At 60.4% G+C, this 15,222-nt stretch carries 19 protein-coding genes and 1 tRNA gene; 12 read left to right on the top strand and 8 right to left on the bottom strand.

Features of this window, described 5'->3' with window-relative positions; genetic code table 11:
• Positions 1–15: 15 nt before the first annotated feature.
• Positions 16–97 (top strand) — tRNA-Thr (locus EOC93_RS34040).
• Between the two features lie 348 nt (positions 98–445).
• Here EOC93_RS34040 and EOC93_RS08750 read toward each other — a convergent pair.
• Positions 446–679, bottom strand: a complete 234-nt coding sequence (locus EOC93_RS08750) for a hypothetical protein (RefSeq protein ID WP_126106720.1) — start codon at positions 677–679, stop codon at positions 446–448.
• 486 nt (positions 680–1,165) lie between these two features.
• Between EOC93_RS08750 and EOC93_RS08755 the strand changes: the two genes are divergently transcribed.
• Both EOC93_RS08755 and EOC93_RS08760 read left to right on the top strand, forming a co-directional pair.
• Positions 1,166–1,411, top strand: coding sequence for a hypothetical protein (locus EOC93_RS08755; protein ID WP_126106725.1), 246 nt, complete (start codon positions 1,166–1,168; stop codon positions 1,409–1,411).
• Between the two features lie 225 nt (positions 1,412–1,636).
• Positions 1,637–1,831, top strand: coding sequence for a hypothetical protein (locus EOC93_RS08760; RefSeq protein WP_126107507.1), 195 nt, complete (start codon positions 1,637–1,639; stop codon positions 1,829–1,831).
• 15 nt (positions 1,832–1,846) lie between these two features.
• Here the strand turns inward: EOC93_RS08760 and EOC93_RS08765 are convergent, their stop codons facing one another.
• Positions 1,847–2,413, bottom strand: coding sequence for a DUF2569 family protein (locus tag EOC93_RS08765; RefSeq protein ID WP_127204396.1), 567 nt, complete (start codon positions 2,411–2,413; stop codon positions 1,847–1,849).
• 86 nt (positions 2,414–2,499) lie between these two features.
• Entirely contained in the window at positions 2,500–3,114 is a 615-nt protein-coding gene (locus EOC93_RS08770) for a TetR/AcrR family transcriptional regulator (RefSeq protein ID WP_127204397.1), read from the bottom strand.
• A 91-nt stretch (positions 3,115–3,205) separates the two neighbouring features.
• Between EOC93_RS08770 and EOC93_RS08775 the strand changes: the two genes are divergently transcribed.
• From EOC93_RS08775 to EOC93_RS08795, 5 genes are read left to right on the top strand one after another with little or no spacing between them, the layout of a single operon-like run.
• Positions 3,206–4,312: a spermidine/putrescine ABC transporter substrate-binding protein gene (locus EOC93_RS08775; protein WP_127204398.1), complete on the top strand. Its 1,107-nt coding sequence runs from the start codon at positions 3,206–3,208 to the stop codon at positions 4,310–4,312.
• Positions 4,313–4,325: 13 nt separating this feature from the next.
• Positions 4,326–5,213, top strand: coding sequence for an ABC transporter permease (locus tag EOC93_RS08780; RefSeq protein WP_127204399.1), 888 nt, complete (start codon positions 4,326–4,328; stop codon positions 5,211–5,213).
• 1 nt (position 5,214) lies between these two features.
• Positions 5,215–5,997: an ABC transporter permease gene (locus tag EOC93_RS08785; RefSeq protein WP_127204400.1), complete on the top strand. Its 783-nt coding sequence runs from the start codon at positions 5,215–5,217 to the stop codon at positions 5,995–5,997.
• Positions 5,994–7,058, top strand: coding sequence for an ABC transporter ATP-binding protein (locus EOC93_RS08790; protein WP_127204401.1), 1,065 nt, complete (start codon positions 5,994–5,996; stop codon positions 7,056–7,058). The genes EOC93_RS08785 and EOC93_RS08790 overlap by 4 nt, the downstream gene beginning before the upstream one ends.
• A 3-nt stretch (positions 7,059–7,061) precedes the next feature.
• Complete coding sequence (locus tag EOC93_RS08795) at positions 7,062–7,823, top strand: MBL fold metallo-hydrolase (protein WP_127204402.1); 762 nt, start codon at positions 7,062–7,064, stop codon at positions 7,821–7,823.
• Positions 7,824–7,861: 38 nt separating this feature from the next.
• Here the strand turns inward: EOC93_RS08795 and EOC93_RS08800 are convergent, their stop codons facing one another.
• Positions 7,862–8,026 carry a hypothetical protein gene (locus EOC93_RS08800; RefSeq protein WP_245458044.1) on the bottom strand — a complete coding sequence of 55 codons (165 nt, stop codon included), beginning with the start codon at positions 8,024–8,026 and terminating at the stop codon, positions 7,862–7,864.
• 253 nt (positions 8,027–8,279) lie between these two features.
• On the opposite strand from EOC93_RS08800, the gene EOC93_RS08805 reads away from it, so the two are divergent.
• Together EOC93_RS08805 and EOC93_RS08810 are read left to right on the top strand one after the other, a co-directional pair.
• A complete protein-coding gene (locus tag EOC93_RS08805) occupies positions 8,280–9,053 on the top strand; it encodes an NAD kinase (RefSeq protein WP_127204403.1) in 774 nt (257 codons plus the stop codon).
• A gap of 191 nt (positions 9,054–9,244) precedes the next feature.
• Positions 9,245–10,885, top strand: coding sequence for a DEAD/DEAH box helicase (locus EOC93_RS08810; protein ID WP_164759083.1), 1,641 nt, complete (start codon positions 9,245–9,247; stop codon positions 10,883–10,885).
• A 193-nt stretch (positions 10,886–11,078) separates the two neighbouring features.
• On the opposite strand, the gene EOC93_RS08815 is transcribed toward EOC93_RS08810, so the two are convergent.
• On the bottom strand, positions 11,079–11,972 hold the full coding sequence (locus EOC93_RS08815; RefSeq protein WP_127204404.1) for a LysR family transcriptional regulator: 894 nt from the start codon (positions 11,970–11,972) through the stop codon (positions 11,079–11,081).
• Between the two features lie 127 nt (positions 11,973–12,099).
• On the opposite strand from EOC93_RS08815, the gene EOC93_RS08820 reads away from it, so the two are divergent.
• Positions 12,100–12,984 (top strand): NmrA/HSCARG family protein, encoded by an 885-nt coding sequence (locus EOC93_RS08820; protein ID WP_127204405.1) that lies wholly within the window; start codon positions 12,100–12,102, stop codon positions 12,982–12,984.
• Between the two features lie 36 nt (positions 12,985–13,020).
• Positions 13,021–13,293, top strand: coding sequence for a DUF2798 domain-containing protein (locus EOC93_RS08825; protein WP_127204406.1), 273 nt, complete (start codon positions 13,021–13,023; stop codon positions 13,291–13,293).
• Positions 13,294–13,401: 108 nt separating this feature from the next.
• Here the strand turns inward: EOC93_RS08825 and EOC93_RS08830 are convergent, their stop codons facing one another.
• The 3 genes from EOC93_RS08830 to EOC93_RS08840 all read right to left on the bottom strand — a co-directional run bounded on the left by EOC93_RS08830 (position 13,402) and on the right by EOC93_RS08840 (position 15,198).
• Entirely contained in the window at positions 13,402–14,052 is a 651-nt protein-coding gene (locus EOC93_RS08830; RefSeq protein ID WP_095489478.1) for an OmpA family protein, read from the bottom strand.
• Between the two features lie 281 nt (positions 14,053–14,333).
• Positions 14,334–14,702 (bottom strand): GFA family protein, encoded by a 369-nt coding sequence (locus EOC93_RS08835; protein WP_095489479.1) that lies wholly within the window; start codon positions 14,700–14,702, stop codon positions 14,334–14,336.
• Between the two features lie 109 nt (positions 14,703–14,811).
• Positions 14,812–15,198: a hypothetical protein gene (locus EOC93_RS08840; RefSeq protein ID WP_095489480.1), complete on the bottom strand. Its 387-nt coding sequence runs from the start codon at positions 15,196–15,198 to the stop codon at positions 14,812–14,814.
• Positions 15,199–15,222 lie beyond the last annotated feature (24 nt).

Genomic DNA, 15,222 nt, shown 5'->3' on the forward strand with positions numbered 1-15,222 from the left:
TATATGCAACACGGGGCCAAATTATCTAGTAAAATCAATAAGCAATTGCGGTTTTGTAAACCGAAGGTCGGCGGTTCGATTCCGTCCGGGGGCACCAGAAACTCGAATAAACAAAATAAAATCAACGGCCTTGGTTTGGGATCATCCCAGATCGTTTGTCCGGGGGAACCTACGGGGGAACCAACCCCGCATCGTATTCGGTTCATGGTCGGAACGCTACCAGTGCCAGTTCGGACAAACCACAATTGAGCCGAAGCAGGCTGTTGTCGCGATGGTGCTGGATGGCAAAAAGGATTTCGTCTTACCCGACGCTGTCAAAATAGAGGCGGAAGGAAGCCAATATAACTTCCGGCGATTGCCTTCCGAACAATTCTCGGAAGCCACGATCGAAATCTCGGGTTGCCATAACGGTCACCTTCAGCTTTGAACGCAACTCGTCGGATAACTAAGCTGGATTGAACGTATCGCGCTCATCGAAAGCCACGAACAGGCCCAGGGCAGCAGCTACTTCGAGGATAGCTTCGGTTAAATCGTCGTTGGATGCGACCAAACCAGGTGCATCCTGCCGAACTTGGTTCAATGCTGCTTTGACCGAAACGGTGTCCCCATGGCCGGCCCTGTTGAGGACTGCGGCAATCGCCTGATCTAGAACTGGACCGACCCTATGGACGATTCTCATCCACCTTCCCCCCCGGGAACGTAAGAAGCTAATGATAGCGTGTCTGGGGCTGCGATGCAACCGACGCGGGAAATCGCACCGAATTGGGTCTGGCGCGGGCAGATGGCGGGCCTTGGCCGGTCGCGGCGGAACTCATTGCTCTGGAAGAAACTTGCGAGCCCGTTTCCCGAACCGATCAAAATCGCCGGCACCTGAAAGCGGCCAAACGAGGTTAACAGTAGGTCCAACGCTCGGGTACAAAGCGGTGCACGGGCTTAACTGCTTCAGAGGAAGAGGCCCTTTCTATCCGATTGATTTCTGGTCAAATTCTGGTGGAACGCTCAAGTTGGATTTGGGCCTTATCGCGGTCCGGGGCACCAGCAAGCGCCTCTTGTGAGAACGTCTTAAGGCGGTCGATATCTGCTCATCCCCGATTTCCACAGGTTGGGACCGTAGCATATCAGTTCCAACGCTTATATTCCCTAGTGGAAACCATAGGAGTCTCTGTTGGAGCAGAAACGCACGATCGCCCCCTTTATTGGTGGCATGTATGGCAGCCTTGTTGCCCTCGCGTTGGCGTTCGGTTTCCGCTTCCTGATAATTCCCGATCCTGATCCAACCTCGCAAACAACGATAATCCTTTCAGGACTGGCCTTTTCGATTTGTTTCAGCCTGACTTTCCTTCGCGAGCATCGACGCCAGATCGCTGCCGCCAGAAAATTTCTAAGCCGTCCAAGATCGTATCAGGACTGATCCCCGCGGTCTGCAACGCAAAGCCCGGGCCATCAGGCCATCAGGCCATCAGAAAAATTCAGTAAAATCGAACCAACTGATGCAACAGGGCGATGGGTACCGCTCGCATCCTGCTACCGGGCATTTAAAGCCATTCGATTAAAATGCCCCTGTGTATATTAGCAATCGCTCAATTTAGCGCGCCGACAATGACCGGGCGGCGGGTAAAATCAAATGGGTGATGTCATGCGAAGCGACTTCGCCGCTGCGCGCGAGCTCTTGGAGTGCGCCCAAAACCGGCTCTGCGGCATGGATGAAACGAGCCAACGCGTCAGCGAGGCGCTGGATTCCCTGATCGAGGAAATAGCCATCGCGGAATTCCGCAAGGCGCCACTGACCGTCGTGCCGTTTCCGCGCGCACGGCCCAAGCATGCTCGGTAAAATTGCCGATCGGCTCTATGGCACACTTACGACTTGACCAGACGCGCCCGTCTTGGTGAACGTGTTCTTCACCCTGACTGACTTGTAGACGTAGGCGACCCAAATTCCGGTCAGGGCTAAAGACACTATAGGCGCTATCAGCGCATTTCCGGCAAGCACCTGGCTCACCGGAATGCCAAGAACCGCTGAAATCCAAGCCGTGTCCAGAATAAATACGATTGGTATTACAAACCACTGGTACAGGAATAGCTGCTTGAAGCGGTAACTCCGCCGCAGCATCGTAACGAGCACAACCACCTGGAACACCACAAACGCCAGCAAGAGGGCAACCTCGCCATAGACCGCCAAAGTGCCATTCGGGAGCGCCATGAGCTGTCGGTAGCCTTCACTCGATGAACCCAAAGACACGAGTGTGCGTAGCGGCGAGAAAGCCTGAAGGATCGCAAGCAGCATTAGCCAACCTCCAAACCCCACGAGGCTCGCTGGATTCTGCGAAGGTTTGGTCGCAGACTGCACAGCGACAAAGACAGGCACCCCAATCAGCAAAAACAGTATTGCCCAGTGCCAGAACGAAAAACCCATTTCCCCTCCATGCAATGCAGCCTTGAGTTGTATCATCTCCTATCATGTATTCAAGGTAGTGCCTAGGTTCTTCTCAACCCTTGCGGTCAAACCGCGATCGCCGCCACCAGAATGCGGTTCTGCCTTCGTATCGCCGCCCGCAGTTCGGCAATCCTGGCCTTGTCGCGTTTCACGAACTCGATGAACATCATGTTCATGTTGTTGAAGACCAGCTCGCCCAAGGCCTGCCCGTCGATATCGCGGCGCACCAGGCCGATCGCCTGCAGCCGGGCGATCAGAGCGCGGATCTGTTCGGTCAGTGCCCGGTCGAGCGCGGTGTAGGCCTGGCCGAACGGGCTGTCGGGCAGTTGCGTCGAGATCGCCATCGCCTGCCGCCACATCTCCTTGCTGAGATAGTGCAGCGAATGCTCGATATAGATGCCGAGCAGCGTGTCGAGCGCGTCGCCGACATTGGCCGGCGGGTTGGCGACGACGCCCTGCCCGGCGTTGAGCACCTCGTTGACCTCCATCGAGACGATGGCGCCGAGGATATCGCCCTTATTCTCATAGTAATTGTAGATCGTGCCGACCGACACCTCGGCCTGCGCCGCGATGGTCTCGATCTTGGCGCCTTCATAGCCGGCGTCGCGGAAAAGCGCCGCCGCCGCCTCGATGATACGGCGGTGCCGATCCGCCTTTTGCCTTGCCCTCAATCCACTCATATCGGCTATTTGCCATAAAAACATAATTGACTCAATTTTAGAATTGGTTCAATTTTTTACCAGAAGCCAAAAAGGCAAGGGAGAACACTCGATGTCTATCAATCCAAAGACCCCGAATCCGACGACCAAGAATCCGGTTTCCGTTCTGAAGAGCCATCTCCACGCCGCGTGTGCTTCGACAGCACTGCTGCTGGCGACGGGCAGCCTCGCTCAGGCTGCGGATCTCAACGCCTTGATCTGGTGCGATCACGCCGACCCGGCACTGCTGCAGCCCTTCGAGGAGGCCAATGGCGTCAAGGTCAATGTCAAGGAATTCGAGGGCACCGGCGCCGGCATGGCAATTGTCGAACAGTCGCAGCCCGGCGACTGGGATGTGATGGTGATCGACAGCATCGACATACCGCGCGGCGTGGAAAAAGGCCTGTTCGAGCCGCTGCCGGAAGACAAATTGCCGCTCGCCGACCTCTTTCCCCAGGTGAAGATGGATAGCTCCACTGTCGTCGACGGCAAGCGCTACGGCATCACCGAAAAATTCGGCTACAACACGATCGGCTACAACAAGACCAAGGTCGATCCGGCCGACATGCAGTCGATGGCTGCGCTGACCGGCGACAAGTATAAAGGCAAGATCGCCATCTATGACTATTACCTGCCGGTCATCGGCATGGCAGCGCTGGCGATCGGCAAGAAGACCGCCGAGCTGACCGAAGCCGACCTTCCTGCCATCAAGGAAGAGCTGCTCAAGATGAAGGCCAATGCCAAGCTGGTCGGCGAGGTGACCGCCAGCCAGACGGCGCTGGCGACTGGCGAGGTCGACATACTGGTCGGCGGTGGCGAATGGGTGACTGCCGGGCTGGCCAAGGAGAACCCTGCCCTCGACTTTTCTATTCCTAAGGAAGGTGCTGTGCTGTGGTCGCAGTCGCTAGCGATGTTCAAGGATTCCAAAAACAAGGACACGGCGCTGAAATTCATCCAGTACATTATGAGCCCTGAAGGCCAGGCGCGGCTTGCCACCTCTGCCTGCTATTGGGGCATGCCGGCGAATGCCAAGGCGGCGCTGAGCGACGAGCAGAAGAAGATTCTGCGCTTCGACGAGCAGCCGGATTTCCTCGCCCGCGCCCAGTCCTATCCGGCGCCGAACGCCGATCTCGACAAGAAGATGCAGGACGTCTGGACCGAAATGCTGCAGGCGCAGTGACCGGTCGCCGGTCGTGAGCGCTGCCACAAACAGCGGGCGTGCCTTGCCCCGGGCGGGCTGTGCCCTGCCCCGGGCGGGCTATGCCCTGCCCTGGGCGCTGGTCACGCCGGCGCTCGGCTGGACGCTGCTGTTCTTCGTCCTGCCCTTCATCGCCATGGGGTTTTCCAGCCTGACGGCGCATGACGGCGGTGGCTTCACGCTCGCCAACTACAGCCAGTTCTTTGCCAATCCGGCCTATTGGCAGGCGATGGTGAACTCGCTGCAGGTCACCGCCATCGTCACAGTGGTTTCGGTGCTGCTCGCCTACCCCTTCGCCTGGATCCTGGCCGAGCAGGTGCCGGAACGCTGGCAGCGGCTGGCGCTGATGCTGGCGGTGCTGCCGTTCTGGACCTCCTATGTCGTGCGTTCCTACTCCTGGTTGCTGGTGCTGGCGCAGAACGGCGTGATCAACCGCGCGCTGACCGGCTCCGGCCTGTTCATGGAACCGGTGCAGCTCGCCAACACACGGCTGGCCACGGTCATCGGCTTCGTGCATTTCTTCGTCATGCTTTTGACGTTGACGATCTTCGCCAATCTGAAGCAGCTCAGCCCCAGCTACCGCAAGGCTGCCGCCGATCTCGGCGCCGGGCCGGCGCGCACGTTCCTGCATGTCGTCCTGCCGCTGACCTTGCCCGGCATCATGGTCGGCGCCTTTCTCACCTTTGTGCTGTGCATCGGCGACTACATCACGCCGCAGATTCTGGGCGGCAACAACGAGCTTTTGATGCCGCAACTCGTGATGATGCAGATCGGCCGGCGTGGCGACTTTCCGCTCGCCTCGGCGCTATCGATCATCCTGATGGCGGTCGTCACCGTTGCCTATCTCGCTTGCGCCCGCTGGCTGAAGATCGAGCGGGCCTGAGATGCGCACTCTCGTCCGCATCACCTCCTGGGTCTACGCCGCCGCCATCTATGGTTTCATCTTCCTGCCGGTCGTCGTGCTGGTGCTGTTTTCGCTGCAGGCGACGTCGTTTCCGATCCCACCCTTCACCGGGCCGTCGCTGCGCTGGTACGACGCCGTGCTCGCCGACACGCGGCTGACCTCTGCGCTGGTCAATTCGCTTCTAGTGGCCGCCCTCTCTTCAGCTATCGCCGTCACGCTGGGCTTCCTCTCCGCCTGGGGTTTCGCGCGCTTCGTCCTGCCGGGCTCAGCCCTGCTGCGCGGGCTGATCACGCTGCCGCTGACAGTGAGCTATCTCATCATCGGCATGGGGCTGCTGGTGCTGTTCAACTGGGCCGGCGTGCCAAAATCGCTGCTTGCCGCCGGCATCGGCCATGTCGTGATCAACCTGCCGCTCTGCTTTGCCATCATCTACAGTCAGATGGGCGACCACCAGATCAACATCGAGCGCGCCGCGCGTGACCTCGGCGCGCCCGAATGGAAGGTGCTGCTGCTGATCACCGTGCCTGTCATGGCGCCGGCGATCTTCGCCGGTTTCTTCCTGTCGATGACCTTTTCCTGGGACGAGTTCGTGATCTCCTTCCTGCTGACGCGCTTCGACACCACGCTGCCCGTCGAGATCTGGAACCTGTTGCGTTCCGGCCTCAATCCGAAGACCAACGCCGTCGGCTCGCTAGTCTTCGCCGTCTCCATCGTGCTGGTGGTATTGTTCGAACTGATGCTGTTGCGGAGGAAGCCGGCATGACCGCGCCATTGGTCGATATAAGCTCTGTTTCGCATCGCTTCGGCCAGCACACCGTGCTGAAGAACGTGTCGCTGCAAATCGAGCCGGGCAGCTACACCATCCTGCTCGGGCCGTCGGGCTCGGGCAAGACGACGCTGCTCTCCATTCTCGGCGGTTTCGTCACGCCGAGCGAAGGCAAGGTGCTGATCCGCGGCGAGGACTGCACCACCGTGCCGCCGGCGAAGCGTCCGACGACCACGGTGTTTCAGGACTATGCGCTGTTTCCGCATATGAGCGTCGGCGGCAATGTCGGCTTCGGCCTGCGCATGCAAGGCGTCGATGCCGCGACACGTGCCGCGCGGGCGCGCGAGGCGTTGGCGCTGGTCGGGCTGGCCGCCGCCTTCGACAAGAAGCCGCACCAATTGTCGGGCGGCCAGCGGCAGCGCGTCGCATTGGCGCGAGCGCTGGTGATCGAGCCGGCGGTGCTGCTGCTCGATGAGCCGCTCGGCGCGCTCGATCTCAAGCTGCGCCGGCAGATGCAGGACGAGCTGAAAGCAATCCAGAAACGCGTCGGCACCGCCTTCATCCATGTCACCCATGACCAGGAGGAAGCGATGGCGCTGGCCGACCACTGCGTGGTGATGAATGACGGGCGCATCGAGGACGAAGGGCCGCCCGAGCGCGTCTATGCGCGGCCGGCGACGCGGTTTTCCGCGACCTTCATGGGCGAAAGCACGCTGATATCGGGAACGGTGACGAAGGCGAAGGACGGAACAACCACTGTCGCGACGCAGACTGGATCGTTCTCGCTGCCCGGCACAGCGTTAGCCGGGACGGCCGTCGCCCTTGCCATCCGTCCGGAGCATCTCGTTCTCGGCGCGGCCAGCGGCGCTATAAGGCTCGGCACAGCCAAGGTGAGCGACGTTGTGTTTCAAGGCAGCTTCAAGCGCGTGCTTGCCGTCTCCGAGAAAGACCCGGCGCTGCACTTCATCGCCAGGGTTCCCGCCGCTGCGGCCGTCCGGCCGGGCGACATCGTTGCGGTTTCGTGCGACGCTGGCGACATCATCCCTCTGGCGGGTTGAGCCATGGGCACGCTTCCGGTCATCGACGCTCCGAATTGGTATGAAACCATCCGCATGGGCGAAGGCGTGACGCTGATCCACGAGCCGTGGATCAAGCCGTTCTTCCGCTGCAACATCTGGCATGTGCGCGGTCGCGACCGCGACCTGCTGTTCGACACTGGCCTCGGCCATTTCAGCCTGCGGCGCCATGTGCCGCTGGTGACGGAACGAAAACTCACCTGCGTGGCCAGCCACACGCATTTCGACCATATCGGCTGCCATCACGAATTTCCGGACCGCTGCGTGCATCCGGCCGAGGCAGAAATCCTCGCCGATCCTCGCAATGAATGGACGGTCGCCGACCGCTACGCGACCGACGCAATGTTCGACGGCCTGCCGCAGGGCTGGGATACGGCGCGCTACCGGATCCTGCCGGCGCCGGCCAATCGCTTGCTCGGGCAAGGCGACATCATCGATCTCGGCGACCGTGCCTTCGAGGTGATCCACACGCCGGGCCATTCGCCCGGCGGCATCGCGCTCTACGAGAAGAAGACTGGCATCCTGCTTTCCGGCGACATCATCTATGACGGCCCGCTGATCGACGATGTCTATCATTCAGCCGTCGACGACTATGTCGAGACGCTGTTACGGATGCGCGAGCTCGATATCGCAGTCGTGCATGGCGGCCATTTCCCGAGCTTCGGCAAGGTGCGCTATCGCCAGCTTATCGAGGAGTATCTCGCACAAAAGCGGCAGGCCGGCTGCCATCTGCTGCAGGCGCGATAGGCACCGGCCTCACGTATCGCGGGAGGTGCATGGCGAATTCACAGCGCCCTTTGCGGGCACGGCGTGCCGGCGGCATCGCCGCAGCGTGAAGCCGTGGGTTGGGGTCTCAAACTCGTCTCTTCGGACTGGCGCACCAGTTGGGCAAAGGCAAGAGCAAAACTTCCCAGCATCAGGACGATGATGATCAGGCGTGTTACCGGCAATAGATTGATCCGACTGGCTGGCCCCCACGCCGCCCATCCACTGCCGGCTAACATGATCGATCCGGCTTTACGAGAGTTTAATCCCCGTCTTAACCATCACATTCGCTTGTCACTCGACACGATGCGCGAGCGCCTGGCCGGCGCGCTTCCCGGCACTGTGTAGAGGGCAGCACATGCCTGCCTTTGCAGATTTGCCCGCCCATGCTAACCCGGCGCTGGCGCGGCCCCAGCAACCGGTCGCCATTGGGGAGCCATGAGCAAAGCCGCCAACCGTTTCGCCTTCGTCTCGTCCGGCGCCGCCGACGCCAATGCGGCGCTGGAAAGCCTGTCGGCGCGCTATGGCCAGGCATCCATCGAGGATGCAGAGATTGTCGTCGCCCTCGGTGGCGACGGCTTCCTGTTGCAGACCTTGCGCGACACGATGAGCACGGGAAAAAAGGTCTACGGCATGAACCGTGGCACCATCGGCTTCCTGATGAACGAATACCGCGCCAGCGGTTTGACGGGGCGCATCGCGGCGGCCGTTGCCGAAACGATCCGTCCGCTGGAGATGCAGGCGGTGACGGCAGAGGGCGAAACGATTTCGGCCTTGGCGATCAATGAGGTTGCGCTGTGGCGCCAATCCTACCAGACGGCCAAGATCCGTATCACCGTGGATGAGCAAGTGCGGCTGGAGGAATTGAACTGTGACGGTGTGATGATCGCGACGCCGGCCGGCTCGACCGCCTACAATCTGTCCGCGCACGGGCCGATCCTGCCGCTCGACGCACCGCTGCTGGCGCTGACCCCGGTCAGTCCGTTCCGCCCGCGCCGCTGGCGCGGCGCGCTGCTCTCCAACAAGGCGGTCGTGCGCTTTGAAATTCTGGAGCCGGAAAAACGGCCGGTGAATGCCGCCGCCGACCACACCGAGGTCAAGGGCGTGACCACAGTCACGGTCAGGGAATCACCGACGGCGACCGCGACGCTGCTGTTCGATCCCAACCATTCGTGGAACGAGCGCATTCTCGCCGAACAGTTCCGTTACTGAGCCGGTACAGCGACCGACAGCTCGATTAAGCATCGCGATTAAGGTTACGACTTCACAATCATGCCGTTCCCCGCCCGTTTCTGTTGACAAATCGTGGGCTTGCGCCTACCTGCAATACCAATCTTGCAGGCGCGCGGCGCTTGCCGCGACTGCTTACGTTGCGCCCCCGAACCAGCCAAAGACAGCCAAACTTGTCCTCAGACGCCCAGATCGCTCAAGAAGCGTTGACCTTCGCAGACCTCGGCCTGTCGCCGAAGGTCCTTTCCGCAGTCACCGATGCCGGCTACACCGAGCCGACGCCGATCCAGGCTGGCGCCATTCCGCACGCCTTGCTCGGCAAGGATGTGTTGGGCATCGCCCAGACCGGCACCGGCAAGACCGCCTCGTTCGTGCTGCCGATGCTGACCCGGCTTGAAAAGGGCCGGGCACGCGCCCGCATGCCGCGCACACTAATCCTCGAGCCGACGCGCGAGCTTGCCGCGCAGGTCGAAGAAAATTTCATCAGATACGGCAAGAACCACAAGCTCAATATCGCGCTGTTGATCGGCGGCGTGTCCTTCGACGAGCAGGACAAGAAGCTGGAGCGCGGCGCCGACGTGCTGATCGCGACGCCCGGCCGCCTGCTCGACCATCGCGAGCGCGGAAAGCTTCTGCTCAACGGCGTCGAGATCCTCGTCATCGACGAGGCCGACCGCATGCTCGACATGGGCTTCATTCCCGACATCGAGCGCATCTGCGAAATGATCCCGTTCACGAGGCAGACGCTGTTCTTCTCGGCGACGATGCCGCCTGAGATCACCAAGCTCACCGAGAAATTCCTGCACGCCCCGGTGCGCGTCGAGGTTTCGAAGGCCGCGTCGGCCGCCACCAATATCATCCAGCGGCTGGTGAAATCCGGTTCGAAACCCTGGGATAAGCGCGAGACGCTGCGCAATCTGATAAAGGCCGAGGACGCCGGGCTGAAGAACGCCATCATCTTCTGCAACCGTAAGGTCGAGGTTTCGGAGCTTTTCCGGTCGCTGCTGAAATATGATTTCGACGCCGGCGCGCTGCATGGCGACATGGACCAGCGCGCGCGCATGCAGATGCTGGCCAATTTCCGTGACGGCAAACTGCGCTACCTCGTTGCGTCGGACGTTGCCGCGCGCGGCCTCGACATTCCCGATGTCAGCCACGTCTTCAATTACGACGTGCCGATCCATGCCGAGGACTATGTCCACCGTATCGGCCGCACCGGCCGCGCCGGACGCTCGGGCAAATCCTTCACCATCGCCACCAAGTCCGACACGAAATACATCGACGCGATCGAACGGCTGATCGGCAACAAGATTGAGTGGCATGACGGCGATCTGTCGACCGTCGTCGCCAGCGAGGGCGGAGAGGACGATGCTCCCCGCCGTGGCCGCGGCGCGCCGCGCCGCGCCGGTCGCAAGGACGACGACCGCAAGGACAGGGGCGAACGCAAACCGCGCGAACGCCACGCCAGGCAAAGCGAAGATGCAGCACCGGATACTGTGGGCGAGCCAGTGGTGGCCGAGACCGCGGTGACCGATGCCGGTGAGCGGCGCGCGCGCAAGGAAGCGATCCGCTCGGAAAATACCGAGCGCCAAGCTTCCCCCGAACGCCAAGCTTCATCTGAGCGCCAAGCTTCACCCGAACGCAAGGCTTCGTCCGATCGCAATCGCAACGAACAGCGTGCGCCGGAACGTGGCGACACCAGGCCGCAGCGCGACGGCAACCGCCCTGCCCGCAATCGCCAGGAAGACAATGATGCGACCGTCGGCTTCGGCGACGATATGCCCGCCTTCATGCGCATCGTGGCCAAGGTCTGATCACAGCAGAAATTCTCAAATGCCAACGAAAACGGCCCTTTGCGGGGCCGTTTTCATGTCTGATATTTGCTTTGTTCATGTTGGTGGCGCGAAAGCTGGATCTCGGCGTGTCGGTTCTAGTCTAGGCGGGGGCGACCGCCGCTATGACCACGAGGCCGTCGACCGCGCCGCGTTGTCTTGCCTGATCCGGTGGCTACAGATTTTTGAATTCCAGGCGGGACGGCAACATATCCAGAAACGCGCGAACTTTGGCTGAAGATGATCTGCCTTCCGGCCACACGGCATGCATCGGCACTGGCACCGGCTCGAAGTCGCTTAAAACCACCTCTAGGCGGCCATCATCCACCAAATGCCTTATCTGCCAAAGGGGCGAGTAGCCCAAACCCAATCCGTGAACTGCGGCCGCATAGATCGGTGCCATCAAATTGGATCGAAAACTGCCAGCCACTTTCAACGCCCGAGGTTTCCCCTCGATCTGAAACATCCATTCGCCTGGACGCTGGTCGGAGGTTCGAACAATGCAACTGTGCTCGCTCAGTTCAAAGGGATGCGTTGGTCGGCCACGGCGTTCAAAGTAGGAAGGCGAGCCGAACACGACGCGCCGCAACGCGCCCAAGCGTCTGGCTCGCAAGCTGGAATCCGGCAAATTGCCGATCCGTATTGCCAGATCGAGGCCCTCGGCATCAAGGTCGACAAATCCGTCGGCGAGTTGGAGGTCAACCTCGACCTGAGGATGCATGCGCATGTAGTCGGCAATGACAGGTATTACGAAATCCGGGCCGAACAGAACTGGCGCGCCCACGCGCAAGATGCCCGATGGTTCCGATCGTTGGTTGGCGGCTTGGAGTCTTGCGTCGTTTATTTCGTCGATGGCGGGTTTGATGCGGTGGAAAAACGCCGCCCCAGCTTCGCTTGGTGTCGAACGGCGCGTCGTTCTCTGTACAAGCTCGACCCCGACGGATTCCTCCAGCGTCGCCAAAGACCGGCTGATCGATTGCAGTGAGCGGTTCAGCCGGCGTGCGGCGGCCGTCAAACTTCCGTGCTCGACGACTGCCATGAAAGCTTCAAAATCGTCTATCCGGCTCATGACATCTCCGTTTCTCTCGAAAATCGAGAGAAACTATCGCAAAGCCAAATAATTGTAACGCTGTTCGCGACGTTTTATTTCCCTGGAAGAAATCCCGAAAGGGCAGGTTTCATCGAAGGGAATTGTCATGCGAGCACCCGATCCAACCGTCCTGGTCGTGGGCGCAACAGGCCGATTTGCCGGATTTGTCGTGCCTGAGCTTATCCGCCGCAATGCCACTGTTCGAGCACTCATTCGCGACCCTGCGAACGCCGAAAAGGCCCGGAGGCTCGGGGCATCCGAGGTCGTGACCGGCAATTTGCGCAACCCTCAGAGCCTCGGAAATGCCGTCGAGGGCGTCGACGGCGTCTTCCACATCGGACCGGCCTTTGCCCCCGACGAAACAGCCATGGGTGTTGCCATGGTCGAGGCCGCTGGACGAGCGGGCGTTCGAAAATTCGTCTTCTCGTCGGTGATCCAGCCGACCAATACGAGGCTAAAAAACCATGCGAGCAAGGTGCCGGTCGAGGATGCTCTCTACTCGACGAACATGGAATACACCATTTTGCATCCTGCCAATTTCATGCAGAACATCGCAGCAGCCTGGCCGTCCATCGTTAGGGACGGCGTTTTCTCGGAACCGTTTCCAAAGACAGCAAAGCTGGCGCGTGTCGATTACCGCGATGTCGCCGAAGTGGCAGCGATCGCATTGACCGAAGCGCGGTTGTCTTATGCGACGCTTGAACTGTGCGCGGACGGTATGCATAGCCGAGAAGAGATCGTTTCAATGATGAGTGAGGAACTTGGCCGGTCCATTTCTGCTGGCGAGCCGACCGTTGGTGAGTGGGCGGCAAATACCCGTCTTCCCTACGATGACCGCCAATTGCAGCTGCTGGCTAAAGTCCATGAACACTACGCCAAATATGGTCTCGGCGGAAACAGCCTGACGTTGCGCTGCGCCTTGGGCCGCGAGCCGCGTTCGCTACGAAGCTTTATCCGAGAACTAGCCTTGCAAACGGCACAGGTCGCCTGATCGCGCCCACAAACATTTTCTGACTAGGAGATTTCCATGCAAGCATCACCGCACAAGACGTTGAAGCTGAGAAAACTGCCGCCTTCCTACAGTGCTGTGGTTATGCCGTTCGTTCTTTCAATCCTCATGACCTGCATCATCTCGGCGGTTTCGACGGCGATCGGCACCGGCTGGACGAACGGTTTCGTAGCGACCTGGTCATACGCATGGGGCGTATCATGGCTTGTTGCGTTTCCGAGCCTGCTGATTGTCCTTCCGATCGTGCGCCGGATCGTTGCGGCAATTGTCGATCAGTCGGTCCGACCCTGAAAACGAAGCGACAGGCACCGACGTTTCGTCGGTTCAGCAAAAGCAAACAAGAACGGCCCCTTGCGGGGCCGTTCTCATGTTCAATGCCGTCTTCTAATTTTGTCTTGCTCAGGTGAGCGGTGAAAGTTGTATCTCGACACGGCGGTTCTGGGCACGGCCGTCCGCCGTCGCATTGGAAGCGATTGGACGCGTCTTGCCAAAGCCGGTGACGGCGAAGCGGCGGGAATCGACGCCCTGCCCGGACAGATAGTTGGCGACCGCCAGCGCGCGGCGCTGCGACAGGTCGAAATTGTGTTGGTCGCCGCCGGTCGAGTCGGTGTGGCCGAACACGTCGACCGTGGTCTGCCGGAACTTGTTCAGCACAAGTGCGACTGAATTCAACACCTGATAGAAGCCGGGCTTCACCGCATCCTGGTCGACGTTGAAGGTGATGTCGGACGGCATGTTGAGGATGATCTGGTCGCCGGTGCGGGTGACGCTGACGCCGGAGCCCTGAAGCTGCCGGCGCAGTTCGGCCTCGTTCTGGTCCATGGTGGCGCCGATGGCGCCGCCGGCGAGCGCGCCGACGCCAGCGCCGATCAGCGCATTACGGCGATCGTTGCCGCCGGCAAGCAGGCCGAGCCCCGCACCCGCCAGCGCGCCGATGCCGGCGCCGGCCGCAGTGTTGGAAACCTTCTGCTCTCCGGTATACGGATCGGTGGTGGTGCAGGCGCTCACGAGTACAGCCGTCGCCACGGCGACGAGCACAGTCTTTTTCATTGGGTAGTCCCTCTCCAGTCCGCGGTCCCACCGACGGCGCGCCGCATCAGCCCTTCCGTCGCATCGACCCGAAAAATCATCGATTTTCGGAAGGCACGATGCATAGATTCAAAGTCTTAGAGCGTACTTTGTGCGTCCAAGTGGACGCACGTCGCTCTAATGTCTTGTAACATGAAATGCGGCGAAAAATGGAACGGGAAAGGCGGCTGCTATGGCTTTTCCCGGTCAAATTCCACGGCCGCGATATTGCGCAATTTTGATCGGCTACCAGAGACTATCGGCTACCAGAGATTCTTGCCGTCGATGACGACGACCTCGACCTGATCGAGGTCGAAATCGTCGAACAGCCGCGAGTTCACGCTGATCTTCGGATTGTCGAAATCCGGCTTGCCGGTCGACCAGTCCGGCGTTTCGGTAAAGGTGCCGCAGCCGCAGGTGGCGCAGAAACCGTGTTTGATCGTTTTCGACCCCCACTGGTAGAATGAGACATTCTTGAGTGGGCTGGTGAGCTTGAATTGCGACGGGGTGTAGTAGGCCCATAACGAGCCGCGCTTCGAGCAGAAGGAACAGGTGCATTGCGTCACGGTCTGCGGCGCTTGCGAGACCTCGAATGTCGTCGCCCTGCAGTGGCAGCTTGCCTTTATGGTCATGAACGCCTTCCTCCCGATTGCCTGCCGCCCGCGCGGCAAGGCAACATAAAGTGACGCTTCTGACAACCGTCTGCAGCAGACTCGCTTGCCTGCGTCAGACGCGTGGCGCCTAAAAGGACGACGGCGGCACGAACAGGCAGATGGTCTTTCCGTCGTTGGCGCCGGCGACCGAGCACCAGTGATATTCGCCATCGGGCGAATTCTTGATCCGTGTGTCGCTGTAGGCCACGACCTCGCCTGTCCCCTTGATGACGTAGCCCTCCGGACGCTCGCTGATCGAGGTCTGCGAGACGGCGCGGCAATCATAACCCGAGCAACAGGAGAATGGGTAACTCCAGCCTTGCGGCTTCGCTGCGGTCGGCTTGGCGTCGTGCGCCAAAGCGGCCGCTGCAAATGTGATGGTGGCGGCCGTCAGAGCCACCACCGCGATGATTGAATTCAGGAGGCGGCGCGCCGTGTTGACGGCTGAGGCCGGTCGGGTCGTGAAAGCAGGCATGGGCGCAGTTCCTATCAACGAGTT

Origin of the sequence: Mesorhizobium sp. M6A.T.Ce.TU.002.03.1.1 (assembly GCF_003997275.1) — a bacterium.
In the GTDB taxonomy this organism is placed as follows: Bacteria; Pseudomonadota; Alphaproteobacteria; order Rhizobiales; family Rhizobiaceae; genus Mesorhizobium; species Mesorhizobium mediterraneum.

What these genes read in the sequence shown, in the direction of transcription:
- EOC93_RS08820 (WP_127204405.1), top strand. Translation starts at nt 12,100, where the DNA reads ATGCGAGCACCCGATCCAACCGTCCTGGTCGTGGGCGCAACAGGCCGA.
- EOC93_RS08835 (WP_095489479.1), bottom strand. Translation starts at nt 14,702, where the DNA reads ATGACCATAAAGGCAAGCTGCCACTGCAGGGCGACGACATTCGAGGTC.
- EOC93_RS08795 (WP_127204402.1), top strand. Translation starts at nt 7,062, where the DNA reads ATGGGCACGCTTCCGGTCATCGACGCTCCGAATTGGTATGAAACCATC.
- EOC93_RS08825 (WP_127204406.1), top strand. Translation starts at nt 13,021, where the DNA reads ATGCAAGCATCACCGCACAAGACGTTGAAGCTGAGAAAACTGCCGCCT.
- EOC93_RS08765 (WP_127204396.1), bottom strand. Translation starts at nt 2,413, where the DNA reads ATGGGTTTTTCGTTCTGGCACTGGGCAATACTGTTTTTGCTGATTGGG.
- EOC93_RS08760 (WP_126107507.1), top strand. Translation starts at nt 1,637, where the DNA reads ATGCGAAGCGACTTCGCCGCTGCGCGCGAGCTCTTGGAGTGCGCCCAA.
- EOC93_RS08775 (WP_127204398.1), top strand. Translation starts at nt 3,206, where the DNA reads ATGTCTATCAATCCAAAGACCCCGAATCCGACGACCAAGAATCCGGTT.
- EOC93_RS08790 (WP_127204401.1), top strand. Translation starts at nt 5,994, where the DNA reads ATGACCGCGCCATTGGTCGATATAAGCTCTGTTTCGCATCGCTTCGGC.
- EOC93_RS08830 (WP_095489478.1), bottom strand. Translation starts at nt 14,052, where the DNA reads ATGAAAAAGACTGTGCTCGTCGCCGTGGCGACGGCTGTACTCGTGAGC.
- EOC93_RS08805 (WP_127204403.1), top strand. Translation starts at nt 8,280, where the DNA reads ATGAGCAAAGCCGCCAACCGTTTCGCCTTCGTCTCGTCCGGCGCCGCC.
- EOC93_RS08750 (WP_126106720.1), bottom strand. Translation starts at nt 679, where the DNA reads ATGAGAATCGTCCATAGGGTCGGTCCAGTTCTAGATCAGGCGATTGCC.
- EOC93_RS08770 (WP_127204397.1), bottom strand. Translation starts at nt 3,114, where the DNA reads ATGAGTGGATTGAGGGCAAGGCAAAAGGCGGATCGGCACCGCCGTATC.
- EOC93_RS08785 (WP_127204400.1), top strand. Translation starts at nt 5,215, where the DNA reads ATGCGCACTCTCGTCCGCATCACCTCCTGGGTCTACGCCGCCGCCATC.
- EOC93_RS08815 (WP_127204404.1), bottom strand. Translation starts at nt 11,972, where the DNA reads ATGAGCCGGATAGACGATTTTGAAGCTTTCATGGCAGTCGTCGAGCAC.
- EOC93_RS08840 (WP_095489480.1), bottom strand. Translation starts at nt 15,198, where the DNA reads ATGCCTGCTTTCACGACCCGACCGGCCTCAGCCGTCAACACGGCGCGC.